Genomic DNA, 14337 nt, shown 5'->3' with positions numbered 1-14337 from the left:
GCTGACCGCGTGCGGTGGCCGGCCCCGGCCGCGGGTCACACGGTTCGGTAGCGGGCCAGGCCCTCGTCCAGAATGTCCAGGGCTCGCCGGCCCTGGGCGAGCACGTCCTGGGCGATCCGCTTGCCGCTGTGGCCCGCCAGTGCCTGGCTGTGGACGAGTTCCTTCAGTGCCCGGTTCACTCCCATCAGCGCGTTCGCGATCACCCACGACTCGACGTCGTCCGCACGGGTGTTGTTCTCGGTCGCGATCAGCTCGGCCAGCGCCCGGGTCGCCCGGTCGAACACCTGCCGCTCGCGGGCCCGCAGCGTCGGGCTGTCCCCCACGATCCGGGCGACCGTCGCGATTCGCGCGACCGCCCGGTCGTCCTCGGCGAGTCCGTGGGGGCGCAACACGTAGGTACGGAACGCGCTCAGCAGTGACTCGCCGGCCGGTCGGAGGCGCAGCGCCTCGACGAGCCCGTCGGCGAAGTCCGCCATGCCGTCGTGGACGAGATCCTCCTTGCTGGCGAAGTAGTTGAAGACCGTCGCCTCCGACACCTCCGCCTCGCGGGCCACCTCGGCCACCCGCACCTGGTCGAACCCGCGCTCGGCGAACAGTCGGATGGCCGCGTCGCGGATCCGGGAGCGCGTCTGCTGCTTCTTCCGTTCCCGCAGCCCGAGTTCCGTCATGACCCGAGCCTAGCAGTTGACGTAGGGTGACTCTAAATTTAGAGTGGCTCTAAACATCGAGTCACACCAAGAACGTGGCGACGAGGACGAGGGAGTGGAATCATGGGAGAGCAGGCTGTCGTCGAGTTGGTCCAGCGCTGGGCCGAGGTGGAACGAACGGGTGACGTCGACGCCTACGGCGAGATCCTCGACGAGGATTTCCGCGGTATCGGACCGGTGGGCTTCGTGCTCGACGGTGAGCAGTGGGCGGCGCGGCATCGCAACGGGCTGAGGAACGAGGAGTTCACCGTGTCCGACCAGCGGGTGCGGACCTTCGGCGACACCGCGATCGTCGAGGCCGTCCAGCGACAGCGGACCTTCGCGATGGGGCACGAGTCCAGCGGCTCCTTCCGCGTCGCGGTGGTGGCCGTGCGCCGGGACAGCCGGTGGGTGATCGCCAACGTCCAGTTCAGCGGCCCGCTCATCGCACCAGGCGAGAAGCCGGCCTTCGTCAGGACAACAGAGGGGTAGCGATGCCGGTCCAGCTCAACCACACGATCGTGTCGGCGCGCTCGCGCACGGAGACCGCGGAGTTCCTCAGCGATGTGCTCGGCCTGCCCGAGCCGACCGAGTTCGGACCGTTCCTGGTGGTCCAGTGCGCCAACGGGGTGTCGCTCGACGTCATGGAGGTCGACGGGCCGATCCAGCAGCAGCACTACGCGTTCCTGGTCACCGAGGACGAGTTCGACGCGATCTTCGGCCGGATCACCGAACGCCGGCTCGACCACTGGGCCGACCCGCACCACAGCCGGCCGGGCACGATCAACCACAACGACGGTGGCCGCGGCGTGTACTGGACCGACCCGAACGGGCACAACCTGGAGATCATCACCCGACCGTACGGCGGCTGAGGTACCGACCCCGGCCGCCGTCAGGTCGGTTCCTCCGGCGGTGGTCCGCCGATGCCGCGGTACGGGAGGGTCTGGCTGTAGACGAGGTTGGTCGTGGTGGTGCCGAGGGAGGTCAGGTCGTTGACGATCCGCTCCAGGTGCCGCATCGAGGTGGCGGCGACCTTGACCGTGTAGCAGTCCTCGCCGGTGGTGCGCAGGCACTCCAGGAACTCGGGACGTTCGGTGAGCAGCCGGTGCAGCGGCTGGTGCTGGTTGCCGGGGTACTTCAGGCGCACGAGCGCCAGCACCCCGAACCCGACCTTGTCGAGGTCGACGGTGGCGCGGTACCCGGTGATGATCCCGGCGTCCTCCATCCGCCTGACACGTTCGGTCGTGGCCGAGGCGCTCAGGTTGACCCGCCGGCCCAGCTCGGTGAGCGCCAGGCGGCCGTCCGTCTGCAGCTCGGCGAGGATGGCCCAGTCGGTCGGGTCGAGACTCTCGGTCATTCCCCCAGTTTACCGGGAGATCCACGGCGAGAACCGCGTGACGCCGTGGACAGTCTCTTCTTTCGTGACGCTCGCCGGCATAGTGTTGGGCACGTGTTGATCGGCGTGAACGTCCCCAACTTCGGACCAGGCACCCGTCCCGCCGTGCTGCGCGACTGGGCACGGACGGCGGAAGGCCTCGGGTTCGACCTGCTCATGGTGTCCGACCATGTGGCGATCACCTCCGACGTGGCCGCGCAGTACCCGGCGCCCTTCTACGACCCGTTCACCACGCTGTCCTGGCTCGCCGGGGTCACCGAACGGATCACGCTCGGCACGACCGTGCTGATCGCGCCCTACCGGCACCCGCTGCTCGTCGCCAGGATGGCCGCGAACCTGAACGACCTCAGCGGCGGCAGGCTCGTGCTCGGCGTTGGCGTCGGCTGGGCCCGCCAGGAGTTCGAGGCGCTCGGGGTCCCGTTCCACCGCCGTGGCGCGCTGACCGACGAGCTGATCACGACCGTCCGCGAGGCCTGGCAGGACGAGGGCTACCGCAGCGGGGACATCCCGATCTGGATCGGCGGGCACAGCGACCGCGCGCTGCGGCGCGTGGTCCACCTCGGCGACGCCTGGCACCCACTGCGCCAGACCCCCGACAGCTGGCGGGAGTCCCTGGCCCGGTTGACGGGGATCGCCGCCGCCGAGGACCGCCCGGTGCCTGCCCTGGCGCCCCGCATCCTGTTGCGGCTGACCGATGAGCCCGTGGAGGACAGGCGACTCGGCGAGGGCACGCTCGACCAGGTAGTCCGCGACCTCGAACAGCTCCGTGCGGACGGCGCCCAGGCCGTCGTGCTCGACCCGTACGCGGGAGACCCCGAGGAGACACGGCACCCGCACACGGCGTGGCGCATGCTGGCCGCGGTGCGAGAAACGTTGCGAGAGAAGGAGATCCGTTGAACCCGGAACACCTGCGGCGGGCGATCGCGCTGGCCGCCGAGGCACGCGCCGCCGGCAACCCGCCGTTCGGGTCGCTGCTCGCCGGTCCGGACGGCTCGGTGCTGGTCGAGGAACGCAACACCACCCTCACCGACGACGACATCAGCGCGCACCCCGAACTGAAGGTGGCCCGCTGGGCGGCGCGGAACCTGGACCAGGCGACGGCGGCGAGCACCACCATGTACACCAGCTGCGAACCGTGCGGCATGTGCGCGGGCGCGCTGGCCCGGTCCGGGATCGGGCAGGTCGTCTTCGCCCTGTCGGGCGAGCAACTCGGCGAGCTGCGTACCGCGGGCGACTTCCCCGCGGTGCCGACCGACGGCCCTCATCTGTACGAGGAGGCGAAGATCCCCGTCGAGGGTTACTACCCGTGACCTGATCGGTGGCAGGCGACGGGGCGTGTCGGCCCGCCGACCCTCGCTGAGTCAGGGCCTGGGCAACCAACCGGGTATCAGCAGTCGCACGAGCAGTCACAGCCGCAACAACCGCCGTCGTCGCCGCAGCAGTCACAGCAGTCGCAGCAGCCGGAGGGATCACAGCAGTCGCAGTTGCGGCACCAGCCCTCCTTCGGCTCCCCGGTCCACGGATCGTGGAACTCGCCTGCGCAGCAGTACTGGCAGGAGCAGCACATCAGTGTCGCCATGCCACACCCGGCGAGCGTGCCGCGTCGCCTGCCCCACCTCGGCCCGTCAGGCCTGGGGGGACCGCCCGGGGGTGGCGGGGGCCAGCCCGGGGACGGTGGCTGGTGCGACCCCGGCGGCGGCGGGCCCTGCGGCCGCTGATGTCCGTGGGCGTCGCCGAACGCGTGCTTCACCGCGTGTTCCAGTTCGTGCACCAGCAGGGCGTGCACCAGTGACCGGTCGGTGAACGTCACGTCCCGCAGCGCCAACCGGACCCCGGTGACCGCGTCCTCGCACAGCCGCCGGACCTCGCCGAGGTCGGTGCCGGTCGCCCGGATGGGGTTCCACACGCCGCGTCGCTCGTCCTGCGCCAGGTCCTCGACCGCGTCCACCAGGTGCGCGACCCGGCCGAACAACCGGCCCGCCTCACGCAGTGGGCCAGTGTTGCCGGGCCGTCCGGCGAGCACCGCCGTGTGCGCGAACGCCTCGGCGGTCGCCGTCTCGGTCGGCTCGGTGGCCATCAGCACCGAACTCCCACTGTCCACAGTCGACTCCACCACGGTCTGCCGGAGCACCGAGTCCAGCAGCACGGCCGTGTCGAGCCCGACGCTCTCGCCGGTGGCGGCACCCTGCCGGGCCCATCGCGTGGCCACCCGGCGCGCCACGCCGGCGACCGGTTGCCTGCCGAACGCGCCGTCGCGGTCATCGACGTGGTCACTGACCTTCGCCGACGCCAGCACCAGCGACACAGCCGCCGCCAGACGCGGCGCGGCGCCGTGGGCGACGGTGGCGGCCCGCATGCCGCGCAAGGGGCACGGCCCCGCCGTCCGCCGGCCGCTGACGTGTGCGGACTGCGCCTCGCTCAGCGCCGAGAGGACGAGACCGTCGTAGTTGGTCACCGCGCGGGCGAACTGGCCGTGGTCGTCACGCAGGGCAAGACACAGGCCGCACAGGTGTGCCAACCACGACTCCCGTAACCGCGGTGACAACCGGTGCTGGCACGGCCGGATGATCCCGAACAACCGCCACTCCCCCACATCTGACCGTCGCTGACCGGGTGTCAGGGTAGCGACGTCGCGGCGACCGCCGGACAGGAACGCACCAACCCGGTGGGCCGCGCCGGAAGAGTCCAGGAAGTCCGGTTTTGTGTGTCAGGCGGGCTTTTCCGGGGACGGCCCGGCTCCCGCATCAGGCTGGGGCTTCGGGTCGATGTGCCCGCGCAGCGCCCTGGGTAGCGAGAACGCCACCAGCAACGTGAACAGCACACCGCCACCACCGGCGATCATCAGCGTGACCGGAGCGTTGGTCGCGTCCAGCAGCAGACCGCCGCCGACGTAGGACGCCGCGGCCGCGACGCCGATCGCGCCGTACAGGTTGCCGAACACCCTGCCGAGCATGCCAGCGGGCACCATCCGCGCCAGCATGGTCGACGAGGCGACGTCCATGCCGGCGATCCCCAGACCACGTACCGCCTGCACGACGAAGGCCGCGGTCACCGACCAGGCCAGACCGGTCAGGAAGTTGCCCGCACTGGACACCAGGAACCCGCCCACCAGCAGTGTTGGCATGGCCAACCTGGCGCCGTAGCGGGTCAGCAGCGCATACCCGACCAGCAGGCCGATGCCGACCGCACCCAGCAGCAGACCCACCGAGGAGTCCCCGGACCGCAAGGTGTCCTTGGCCAGCAACACCAACGCCACGTCGTCCACGCCGTTGAACATCACCACGGCGCAGAAACCCAGCGAAATGATCCGCACCGCCCTGGTGCGCAGGATGTAGCCCAGACCCACCTTCGCCATGGCGAGCAGGCCACCCGGCCCGGTTCCCGGTTCGGTCGCCGGGGGCAGCGGCGCGAGGGCCAGCAGCACCACCGCGGAGAACAGGAACGTCCCCGCGTCGACCAGCAGCACGCCCTGGATGCCGATGAACGGCAGCAACGCGGCGGCCGCCAGCGGACCGAACGCCTCGGCACAGTGGGAGCCGAAGCCGATCGCGGAGTTCGCGGTCTCCAGGTCACGCTCCCCCACCATGGCCGGGATGGCCGAGCGGGAAGCGGGCTTGAACACCTGGCCCGCGACACCGCGCACGCCCACCAGGACCAGCAGCAGCGGCAACGGCGGCAGGGCAAGCGCGATGGCGAGCATCAGCCCGCCCTGCACGACCTCGCAGACGATCATCACGCGGCGCAGGTCGAACCGGTCGCTGATGGCGCCGGTGACAGGGCCGAGCAGCGACGGGACGAAATCGCCAACGAGCAGCAGCAGCGCGACAGCCAGGCCCTGCCCGGTCGTGCTCGCCACGTACAGCATGAGCGCGACCAGGCTGAGCGAGTCGCCCGCGTAGGACACCACCCGCGCGGTGAACAACGCGCGCAACGACCTGTTCGCCCTCAGCAGTCCCAGCGTGCCGGGTGCACGCTCGTCCTCGGCGGTGGACATGGTCAGGCCCCCCAGGTTCTGATCACGGTGCGCCGCACCGAAAGTTACCGAGGTCATGCCGCTCGTTCCAGGGAAATACGGGTGGACGGTTCCCGGAGGCTGGGCCGGGTCAGGTTCGGCGGCAGTCGTGGGGCGCGGGCATAGTGGGGCCATGAAGTACGTGTTCCTGATCTGTGACGACGAGAAGACGTCGCCCTCCCCGGAGGAGATCGCGGCGGATCCGGCGCATCAGGCGTATTCGGCGGAGGTGGACCGGCGGGGCGGCACCCTCGGTGGCGCGCGGCTGCGGCCGGTGGCGGATGCGACGACGGTTCGGGTTCGTGACGGGGAGACGCTCGTGTCCGACGGCCCGTTCGCGGAGACGAAGGACTTCGTCGGCGGCATCGACATCGTCGACTGCGCCGACCTGGACGAGGCGCTCGCGCTCGCGGCCCGGCACCCCTACGCGAGCCGGGGTTGTGTCGAGGTCCGCCCCGTGTGGGAATGACCGCGGCGCAGGAGGTTCGGGCCGCGGTCGACGCGGCGTACCGGCGCGAGTGGGGCCAGGTGGTCGCCACACTGATCGGGCTGACCGGGGACTGGGATCTGGCGGAGGACTGCGCGCAGGAGGCGTTCGCCGCGGCGATGGCGACGTGGTCGCGTGACGGAGTGCCGGATCGACCGGGTGCGTGGCTGACGACCACGGCGCGCAACCGGGCGAGGGATCGGCTGCGGCGGGACGCGACCGGCTCGGCGCGGCTGCGGCAGCTCGGCGTGCTGGAGCGGGACCCCCTGGAACCGTCCGTTGAGGAGATTCCGGACGAGCGGTTGCGCCTGATCTTCACCTGCTGCCATCCGGCGCTGCCGTTCCCCGCCCGGGTCGCGCTGACGCTGCGCACGGTGGCGGGGTTGAGCACGGGTGAGATCGCCAAGGCGTTCCTGACGGCCGAGCCGACGATGGCCCAGCGCCTCGTGCGCGCCAAACGCAAGATCGTCGAGGCCGGGATCCCCTACCGGGTGCCGCCGGCGGAACTGCTGCCGCGGCGGCTGACCGCCGTTCTCGCGGTGCTGTACCTGATCTTCAACGAGGGCTACGACGAACAGGACGAACGCCGGGCGCTGGCGGCCGAGGGGATCCATCTCGCCAGGGTGCTCGTCCGGCTGATGCCGACCGAGCCCGAGGCGCGCGGCCTGTTGGCGTTGATGTTGTTGCTCGAGTCCCGTCGCGCGAGTCGCACCGACGGTGGCGTGCTGGTGACCCTGGAGGACCAGGACCGGTCCCGGTGGGACGGCGCGCTGATCGCCGAGGGCCTGGCGTCGCTCGACGACGCGCTGGCCATGCGGCGTTCCGGTCCGTATCAGGTGCAGGCCGCGATCGCCGCCTGTCACGCCACCGCGCCGGACACGAGCTCCACCGACTGGCCGCGGATCGCCGCTCTCTACGCCGAACTCACGCGGCTGGCGCCCTCACCCGTGGTGGACCTCAACCGCGCCGTGGCGATCGCCATGGCCGAGGGCATCTCCGCCGGTCTCGCGCTCGTCGACCGGCTCGCCGAGGACGGCACGCTCGACGGCTACTACCTGCTGCCCGCGACCCGGGCCGACCTGCTCCGCCGGGCCGGCCGCCTCGCCGAGGCCGCCACGGCCTACGAACAGGCGGTGGAACTGGCGCCGACCGATGCCGAACGCCGCTACCTGACGGGCCGTCTTCATAGCCTCTGACCAGCACCGACGTGCTTTCGTCGAACTTTTTCGACGTTTGTCCCGCGAAGCTGTCGATCCCGGTCGGCCTCCTTCGTCGGTGGGGCGAAACCCACCACACAGGGAGGCAGACGATGTCGAACACCCAGCACCTGACCGCCACCACGACCGTCGACCAGACACCGGACGAGGTCTTCGCCGCCATCACCCACGTCCGGGACTGGTGGACCGAGAACCTCATCGGCGACTCGGCGGCCCTGCACGACGAGTTCGTCTTCAGCGACGACAGCCAGTACCCCGGCGAGGCCGCCCGGACCAGGACGGGCATCCGGTTCGCCCGGTTCCAGCTCACCGAGGTCGACCCCGGCCGCCGGATGGTCTGGCACTGCGTGGACTCCTACCTCGACTTCGTCGACGACCACCACGAATGGACCGACACCACCGCCGTCTTCGACATCACCACCGACGCGCGGGGCACGACGCTGCACTTCACCCACAGCGGCCTCACCGCGGCCGAGTCCGCCTGTTTCGAGGCCTGCTCCCGCGGCTGGACCTTCTACATCACCACGAGCCTGCCGGAGCTGATCACCACCGGCGCGGGCCAGCCCATCCCGCGCTACCGCCGGTGAACCGGCGCCCACTACGCGGAACGACGTGGCACGAGCAGTCCGTCGATCGTGTAGGAGACGAGCCGCGCCGCCTGTTCCTCGGACGTGTGCTCGCGGGTCCAGGCGGCCGCGTTCATCAACGCGAACACGTCCGCGCCGGTCACGTCCGGTCGCACCACCCCGGACCCGATCGCGTGCGAGACGATCCGCTCCCCGATGTCAGTCATCCGCGCGCAGGACGCGTGGAGTTCGGAGGCCTCGTCGTCGACGCCGTCCGCCAGCAGCTCGGCGAGTCCCTGGTAGCTGGCGGCGTGGGCGACCACGACGTCGACCCAGCGGCGCAGTGCCTCCTCCGGCGGTGCCTGCGTCAGCGCAGCGCCCGCGTCGAACAGTGCCTCGTTCCGTTCCCGCAGCAGGGCGCCGACCAGCGCTCTGCGGTTCGGGAAGTGGCCGTACAGCGTGCCGATCGCCACCCCCACCCGCCGCGCGATGCCCTCCAGCGACGCACCGGTGCCCTGCTCGCGGAACGTGGCGTCCGCCTCCGCCAGCAGGGCGTCGTAGTTGCGGCGTGCGTCCGCTCTCGGCCGACGACCCACTTTCGCCTCCCACATAAACCGAGGTACCCTCGACTTAATTACTCGAGCCACCCTCAGCTTAACGGGAGAACGCGATGATCCTGGTCTTCGGCGCGTCCGGCACCATCGGTCGCCACCTCGTCCACCTGCTGCGTGACGCGGACGTCACCGCGTTCGTGCGCGACCCGGTGAAGGGTGAGGAGCTCGGCTGCCGGTACGTGGTCGGCGACCTCGACGACCCCGCCGCGGTGGCGGCCGCGTTGAGAGGCGCCGACCGGGTGTTCCTCAACGCGGGTGGCGCCCAACCGTCGGCCGGCGAGCAGCCCATGGTCGGCCAGCAGCGCACGGTGATCGACGCCGCCGTCGAGGCGGGGGTCGGGTACGTGGTGAAGCTGTCGGTCTGGCACGCGCGCGTGGGCGGCAGGCTGGCCGAAGGCGCGCACGGACTGGTCGAGCAGCACCTCAAGGCGTCCAGCCTGGACTGGAGCGTCCTGGCGCCGAGCGGCTTCATGCAGAACTTCCTGACCGGCGCCGCCGTGTTCACCGAACACGGCGACATCCTCGGCGCCTACGGCGACAGCCGCGTGTCCTACGTGGACTGCGCGGACATCGCGGCCTGCGCGGCCACGCTCCTGACCGGCGAGCCACGGGCAGGTGAGACGTTCGTGCTCACCGGCCCCGAAGCGTTCACGCACACCGAGATCGCGGCGAAACTCTCCGCCGTGGCGGGCAGGGAGATCCGCTACGTCGACCTCCCCGCGCACACCTTCGCGACGCGACTCACCGGACTCGGCCTGCCCACCTCGTTCGCCGAGGACGTGGCCGCCCTGTTCACCGAGGTCGCGACCGGCAGACTCGCCCCGACCACGACCGCGGTCACCGACCTCACCGGCCGCCCGGCCCACACCTTCGACGACTTCCTGCGCGACAACGCCGACACGATCAGGGCGTCCTGGTCAGCATGAGCCGGGAGTTCCTCCCGGAGGAACCAGCACCTCTCCCAACCGGTCGCGAGGTCAGCCGCAGTCGGCGTCGATGGTGCCGACCTGCTCTCCGGTCAGTTCGCTCAGCGCCTCGACGTCGAGGGGGTAACCGTACGGGATCTCCTGGGTGTCGCCCCCGTAATGCGGTTCGGTGTAGAGGACGGCGACGCAGGCCAGCCCTTCCGGCAACCCTGGAAGCCTGGCCGAGCGTGGATCGATCGGCGGTTGGACATCCTCGACGTTGACCAGCTCGACGTAGTCCTCGTGCACGGTCACCGTCTGCTGGAACAGGATCGGCCCGGTCTGCCGCGGGCCGGCGAACAGGCAGAAGTCCCGTTCACCACAGTCAGGCTGCGCCGCGGCGGCCGGGCTGGAGACGAGTGGAACGACGGCGGTCAGTACCGCCGCCACCAGCGCACAGCGATGGTAAGTCCTCATGGACTCCTCCTCATGGTTACTTTCGGATATCAGACTTCTACCGAAGGTAACCGTCCACTGTGTCCGTCGCCACTTGGGCACAAGGGATTCGCCCTGGGCACACCAAAGCCGGCAGGCCCGGTCAGCGGGCCTGCCGGCGGCAGGTGGACCATGTCCGGCCAGGGGCCGGACATGAATCAGACGACGGTGACGCCGGTCGCCTGAGGGCCCTTCTGGCCCTGACCAACATCGAACTGCACACGCTGGTTCTCCTCGAGCGACTTGAAGCCGCCGCCCTGGATCTCCGAGTAGTGCACGAACACGTCAGCGGTACCGTCATCCGGGGCGATGAAACCAAAGCCCTTCTCGGAGTTGAACCACTTGACGACGCCCTGAGCCATAATTTCTCCTCAACAGGTTGAGATTCGTCGCGATCACGGCGAACCCGGTTGTCTGCGACGGGATCTGCTTCAACCAACCTGGAGAAACGCGAACACCCGCTACAACGTTTCGCGAGTGCGCAAGAACACGAACACACAAAACCAACGACCACGCCCAGCCTACACGATCTCCGATGCCGGAGCGAGCGCACCTGGTTCGGCGCCGTCCCCGGCGAGTCGGCCGGCGGCGTCGAACGGACCAACGCCAACGGCCGAATGTGGCGTTGTTGTCGGCCCTGGCCGAGTATAGATTCTTTCGGTGAACGTCGCCGCGAGGTTCCGGACCGGATTGGCCGTCGTCGCCCTGGTGGTCGGTGTCACCGCACCGGCGAGCGCGAACCCGTCACAGGCGGACGGTCCCGAAACCGTCGACACGGTCACGCTGATCAGCGGTGACCAGGTCGCCGTGCGCGAGGGAACGGTGCGGTCGGTACGGGCGGGAGCCGGGCGGGAGTCCATCACGTTCTCCCGGTTCGTCGCGGACGGGCGGTCCCATGTCATTCCGTCGGACGCCGCCCGGCTGGTCGCCTCCGGTCGGCTGGACCGTCGACTCTTCGACATCACCACACTGCTCGAGTTCGGTTATGACGACGCGCGGCGCGACACCGTGCCGCTGATCGTGACTCGCCCGGCCGGCCGGGCGGCGCCCCGGGTGGTCGACGCCACGGTGTCCCGGGAACTGCCCAGTATCAACGGAACGGCGATGGCGGTGACGAAAACGGGGGCGGGCGATGCCTGGAACGCGTTGACCAGTGCCGGGACGATGGCCGCCGGGGTGTCGGCGGTGTGGCTGGACGGTCAACAGCAGGCCACCCTGGACCGCAGTGCCGCACAGATCAGTGCTCCGGCCGCGTGGGAGGCCGGCTACACCGGCGCCGGCGTGACGGTCGCGGTGCTCGACACCGGTGTGGACCAGACCCACCCCGACCTCGCCGACCGGGAGGTCGCCGAGCAGAACTTCACCGACAGCCCGGACAACGTCGACCGACGCGGCCACGGTACGCATGTGGCGTCCACCGTTGCCGGCACCGGCACCCGGTCGGGCGGCAGGTACCGGGGCATCGCGCCGGGCGCGTCGATCCTGGACGGCAAGGTGCTCAACGACCGGGGTTACGGTGCGGACTCGTGGATCATCGCCGGCATGGAGTGGGCGGCCGCGCAGGGCGCCGACGTGGTCAACATGAGCCTCGGCGGCCCGGACACCACCGCCCTGGACCCGACGGAACAGGCGTTGGCCGCCCTGACCGAGGAATACGGCACGTTGTTCGTCGTCGCCGCCGGCAATGCCGGTCCGGACAACCACACGGTCGGCTCACCGGGCAGCGCGCCCGAGGCGTTGACCGTGGGCGCCGTCGAACGGACCGACGAGGTCGCCGAGTTCTCCAGCCGTGGGCCCACCGAGCGGGACGGGGTGATCAAGCCGGACGTCACCGCACCGGGCGTCGACATCGTCGCCGCCCTGCACTCCGAAGGCACGACCGGTCCCCCGGTGGCGGAGGGCTACACCGCGAAGTCCGGCACCTCGATGGCCAGCCCGCACGTGGCGGGCGCCGCCGCGCTGCTGGCCGAGCAACGCCCTGACCTGACCGCGGCGCAACTCAAGGCCGTGCTGTCGGCCTCGGCCGAACCCCACCCGGCGTACGGCGCGTTCGAGCAGGGCGCCGGCCGGATCGACCTGGCCCGCGCGCTGGAACAGACGATCGTGTCCGAGCCGGCGGCCGTGCGGGTCGGCACCGTGGCCTGGCCGCACGACGACGACACCCCGGTGAGCCGGACCCTCACCTACCGCAACCTGGGCGAGGACCAGGTAACCCTGGACCTCACCGTGGCGGCCACCGGTCCGGACGGCGTCGCGGCCGAGGTGTTCTCGTTGAGCCAGAACCGGATCACCGTGCCCGGCCACGGCGAGGCGACCGTGACGATCACCGGCGACACCGACCTCGGCACGCTCGACGGCCACTACTCCGGCACGGTCACCGCCACGGCCGGCGACTCCGTGACCCGGACGCCGGTCGTGGTCACCCGCGAGGTGGAGAGCTACGACCTCACCCTGAACTACACCGACGAACACGGCGCCCCGACCAGCGACTACTTCACGACCCTGACCGGGATGGACAACGGCAGGTGGATGTACCCCTACGACGAGGACGGATCGGCGACGGTCCGCCTCCCGAAGGGCCACTACGTCGCCGACCACGTCGTGTACACCGAGCAAGGCGGCCACACCAACTGGATCCAGCAGCCGGGTCTCGTGCTGGACCGCGACCTCACGGTCGACGTGGATCCCGCGACCACCAGGCCGATCAGCCTCACCCCACCGGCCGAGGCGACTCTGGAGTTCGCCGACATCGGTGTCCAGTTGGAGACCGCCACGGGCATTCTGATCAACAGCCTGTCGTTCGCGGACCTCAGCACCGTCTCGACCGCGCGGATCGGGGACGAGCCACCAGGACTCGGGACGAACGGTTGGGTCAACACCAGCTGGCTCGGTGCCGACGAGGCGTCCTACCGGCTCGTGTGGTTTCTCGACGAGTTCCCGACGGGGTTCACCAGGGCGGTGAGCCGGCGTGAACTGGCCAGAGTGCGCTCGACGATCGGCCGGGGTGCGCTGCCGGACGGTTCGGCGCGGGTGGAGTGGCTTCCGCAGCCGCTCACGGGGTACGCGTACCTTCTGGTCCCCCCGACGGACGTGCCTCGGTTACCGGACACCCGCACGGAGTACCTGACCACCGACGGGGTGCGGTGGGATCCCACCCTGTCGCTGTTGTCCGCGAACGGCGATCCGGTCGCCACCCTTCGCGCGGTGGGGGGACGCGACTACCGCCCTGGCCGCACCTATCACGAACGGTTCAACGACCCGGTGTTCGGTCCCGTTCTGCCACCGACGGAGTTTCCCTGGACGTGGCGGAACTCCGACGGGATCTACGTCGAGATCCCGATGTTCGCCGACGCCGCCGGCAACGCGGGCGTCTCCTCGACCGGGCAGGCGAACACCAGGCTGTACGTGGACGACGAGTTGGTCGGCGAGACCCCGCGCAGCGCCTCGGGCTACTTCACCGACCTGCCGGCGGAACCGAGGACCTACCGCCTCACCACACAGGCGTCGCGCCCGGCGCCGTTCACCATGACAACGGCGGTCAGTGCCGAGTGGACGTTCCGGTCGTCCCAGGTGGACGCCCCGGAGTTCAGGCCGATCGAGCTGAACGTCGTCCGGTTCCTGCCCGAACTCGACGCGAACGGCACGGCCCCGGCCGGCCGTCCGTTCCTGCTGCCGCTCGAGTTGCGGGACGAGACCGGTGCGGCCGTGCGGCCACGCCGGCTGACCGTCGAGGTCTCCTACGACGAGGGCTCGGTCTGGCGGCGGGCACCGGTCTCACCGGGCCTGGTCGCCAGGCTCGGCCATCCCGCCGGGGCGTCGTCGGTCTCCCTTCGGGTGTCGGCGACCGACCAGGACGGCAACACGGTCACCCAGACGGTGACCCGCGCCTACCTGCTGCGGTGAGGACCACCCTCCCGACACCGTTGCGGTCCGGCAGGCGAATCCGGCAGTGTTTCTGT

16 protein-coding genes are annotated in these 14337 nt (G+C 70.4%); 9 read left to right on the top strand and 7 right to left on the bottom strand.

Annotation, left to right across the window (positions count from 1 at the left end; translation table 11 throughout):
- Nucleotides 1-35: 35 nt before the first annotated feature.
- Nucleotides 36-668 carry a TetR/AcrR family transcriptional regulator gene (locus tag BLA60_RS04230; RefSeq protein ID WP_075131290.1) on the bottom strand — a complete coding sequence of 211 codons (633 nt, stop codon included), beginning with the start codon at nt 666-668 and terminating at the stop codon, nt 36-38.
- Between the two features lie 102 nt (nt 669-770).
- Between BLA60_RS04230 and BLA60_RS04225 the strand changes: the two genes are divergently transcribed.
- Entirely contained in the window at nt 771-1178 is a 408-nt protein-coding gene (locus BLA60_RS04225; protein WP_075131289.1) for a nuclear transport factor 2 family protein, read from the top strand.
- A 2-nt stretch (nt 1179-1180) separates the two neighbouring features.
- Nucleotides 1181-1558 carry a VOC family protein gene (locus BLA60_RS04220; RefSeq protein ID WP_075131288.1) on the top strand — a complete coding sequence of 126 codons (378 nt, stop codon included), beginning with the start codon at nt 1181-1183 and terminating at the stop codon, nt 1556-1558.
- 20 nt (nt 1559-1578) lie between these two features.
- Here BLA60_RS04220 and BLA60_RS04215 read toward each other — a convergent pair whose 3' ends face one another.
- Nucleotides 1579-2043 (bottom strand): Lrp/AsnC family transcriptional regulator, encoded by a 465-nt coding sequence (locus BLA60_RS04215; protein ID WP_075131287.1) that lies wholly within the window; start codon nt 2041-2043, stop codon nt 1579-1581.
- 93 nt (nt 2044-2136) lie between these two features.
- On the opposite strand from BLA60_RS04215, the gene BLA60_RS04210 reads away from it, so the two are divergent.
- On the top strand, nt 2137-2979 hold the full coding sequence (locus tag BLA60_RS04210; RefSeq protein ID WP_075131286.1) for an LLM class flavin-dependent oxidoreductase: 843 nt from the start codon (nt 2137-2139) through the stop codon (nt 2977-2979).
- The gene (locus BLA60_RS04205) at nt 2976-3392 is read left to right on the top strand and encodes a nucleoside deaminase (protein WP_075131285.1); all 417 of its coding nucleotides are present in this window, start codon (nt 2976-2978) and stop codon (nt 3390-3392) included. The genes BLA60_RS04210 and BLA60_RS04205 overlap by 4 nt, the downstream gene beginning before the upstream one ends.
- Before the next feature lie 77 nt (nt 3393-3469).
- Here BLA60_RS04205 and BLA60_RS04200 read toward each other — a convergent pair whose 3' ends face one another.
- Together BLA60_RS04200 and BLA60_RS04195 are read right to left on the bottom strand one after the other, a co-directional pair.
- Complete coding sequence (locus BLA60_RS04200) at nt 3470-4660, bottom strand: DUF5685 family protein (protein WP_075131522.1); 1191 nt, start codon at nt 4658-4660, stop codon at nt 3470-3472.
- A 129-nt stretch (nt 4661-4789) separates the two neighbouring features.
- A complete protein-coding gene (locus tag BLA60_RS04195) occupies nt 4790-6133 on the bottom strand; it encodes an MFS transporter (protein WP_084734607.1) in 1344 nt (447 codons plus the stop codon).
- A gap of 94 nt (nt 6134-6227) precedes the next feature.
- Here BLA60_RS04195 and BLA60_RS04190 point away from each other — a divergent pair, with 94 nt between their 5' ends.
- From BLA60_RS04190 to BLA60_RS04180, 3 genes are all read left to right on the top strand, one after another.
- Nucleotides 6228-6563 (top strand): YciI family protein, encoded by a 336-nt coding sequence (locus BLA60_RS04190; RefSeq protein ID WP_075131284.1) that lies wholly within the window; start codon nt 6228-6230, stop codon nt 6561-6563.
- The gene (locus tag BLA60_RS04185; protein WP_075131283.1) at nt 6560-7777 is read left to right on the top strand and encodes an RNA polymerase sigma factor; all 1218 of its coding nucleotides are present in this window, start codon (nt 6560-6562) and stop codon (nt 7775-7777) included. The genes BLA60_RS04190 and BLA60_RS04185 overlap by 4 nt, the downstream gene beginning before the upstream one ends.
- 113 nt (nt 7778-7890) lie before the next feature.
- Nucleotides 7891-8385 (top strand): SRPBCC family protein, encoded by a 495-nt coding sequence (locus BLA60_RS04180; protein WP_075131282.1) that lies wholly within the window; start codon nt 7891-7893, stop codon nt 8383-8385.
- Between the two features lie 11 nt (nt 8386-8396).
- Here the strand turns inward: BLA60_RS04180 and BLA60_RS04175 are convergent, their stop codons facing one another.
- Nucleotides 8397-8960: a TetR/AcrR family transcriptional regulator gene (locus tag BLA60_RS04175; protein ID WP_245811807.1), complete on the bottom strand. Its 564-nt coding sequence runs from the start codon at nt 8958-8960 to the stop codon at nt 8397-8399.
- Nucleotides 8961-9034: 74 nt separating this feature from the next.
- Between BLA60_RS04175 and BLA60_RS04170 the strand changes: the two genes are divergently transcribed.
- Nucleotides 9035-9904, top strand: a complete 870-nt coding sequence (locus tag BLA60_RS04170; protein WP_075131280.1) for an NAD(P)H-binding protein — start codon at nt 9035-9037, stop codon at nt 9902-9904.
- A 51-nt stretch (nt 9905-9955) separates the two neighbouring features.
- Here BLA60_RS04170 and BLA60_RS04165 read toward each other — a convergent pair whose 3' ends face one another.
- Entirely contained in the window at nt 9956-10360 is a 405-nt protein-coding gene (locus BLA60_RS04165) for a hypothetical protein (RefSeq protein WP_154814093.1), read from the bottom strand.
- Nucleotides 10361-10536: 176 nt separating this feature from the next.
- Nucleotides 10537-10740 carry a cold-shock protein gene (locus BLA60_RS04160; protein ID WP_075131278.1) on the bottom strand — a complete coding sequence of 68 codons (204 nt, stop codon included), beginning with the start codon at nt 10738-10740 and terminating at the stop codon, nt 10537-10539.
- 298 nt (nt 10741-11038) lie between these two features.
- Here BLA60_RS04160 and BLA60_RS04155 point away from each other — a divergent pair, with 298 nt between their 5' ends.
- Nucleotides 11039-14281: a S8 family peptidase gene (locus BLA60_RS04155; RefSeq protein WP_084734606.1), complete on the top strand. Its 3243-nt coding sequence runs from the start codon at nt 11039-11041 to the stop codon at nt 14279-14281.
- The last annotated feature ends 56 nt before the right edge of the window (nt 14282-14337 follow it).

Origin of the sequence: Actinophytocola xinjiangensis, assembly GCF_001921215.1 — a bacterium.
Taxonomy (GTDB): Bacteria; Actinomycetota; Actinomycetes; order Mycobacteriales; family Pseudonocardiaceae; genus Actinophytocola; species Actinophytocola xinjiangensis.
Note: the sequence above shows the minus strand (reverse complement) of the source record. Positions and strands in the feature narration are given on the sequence as shown.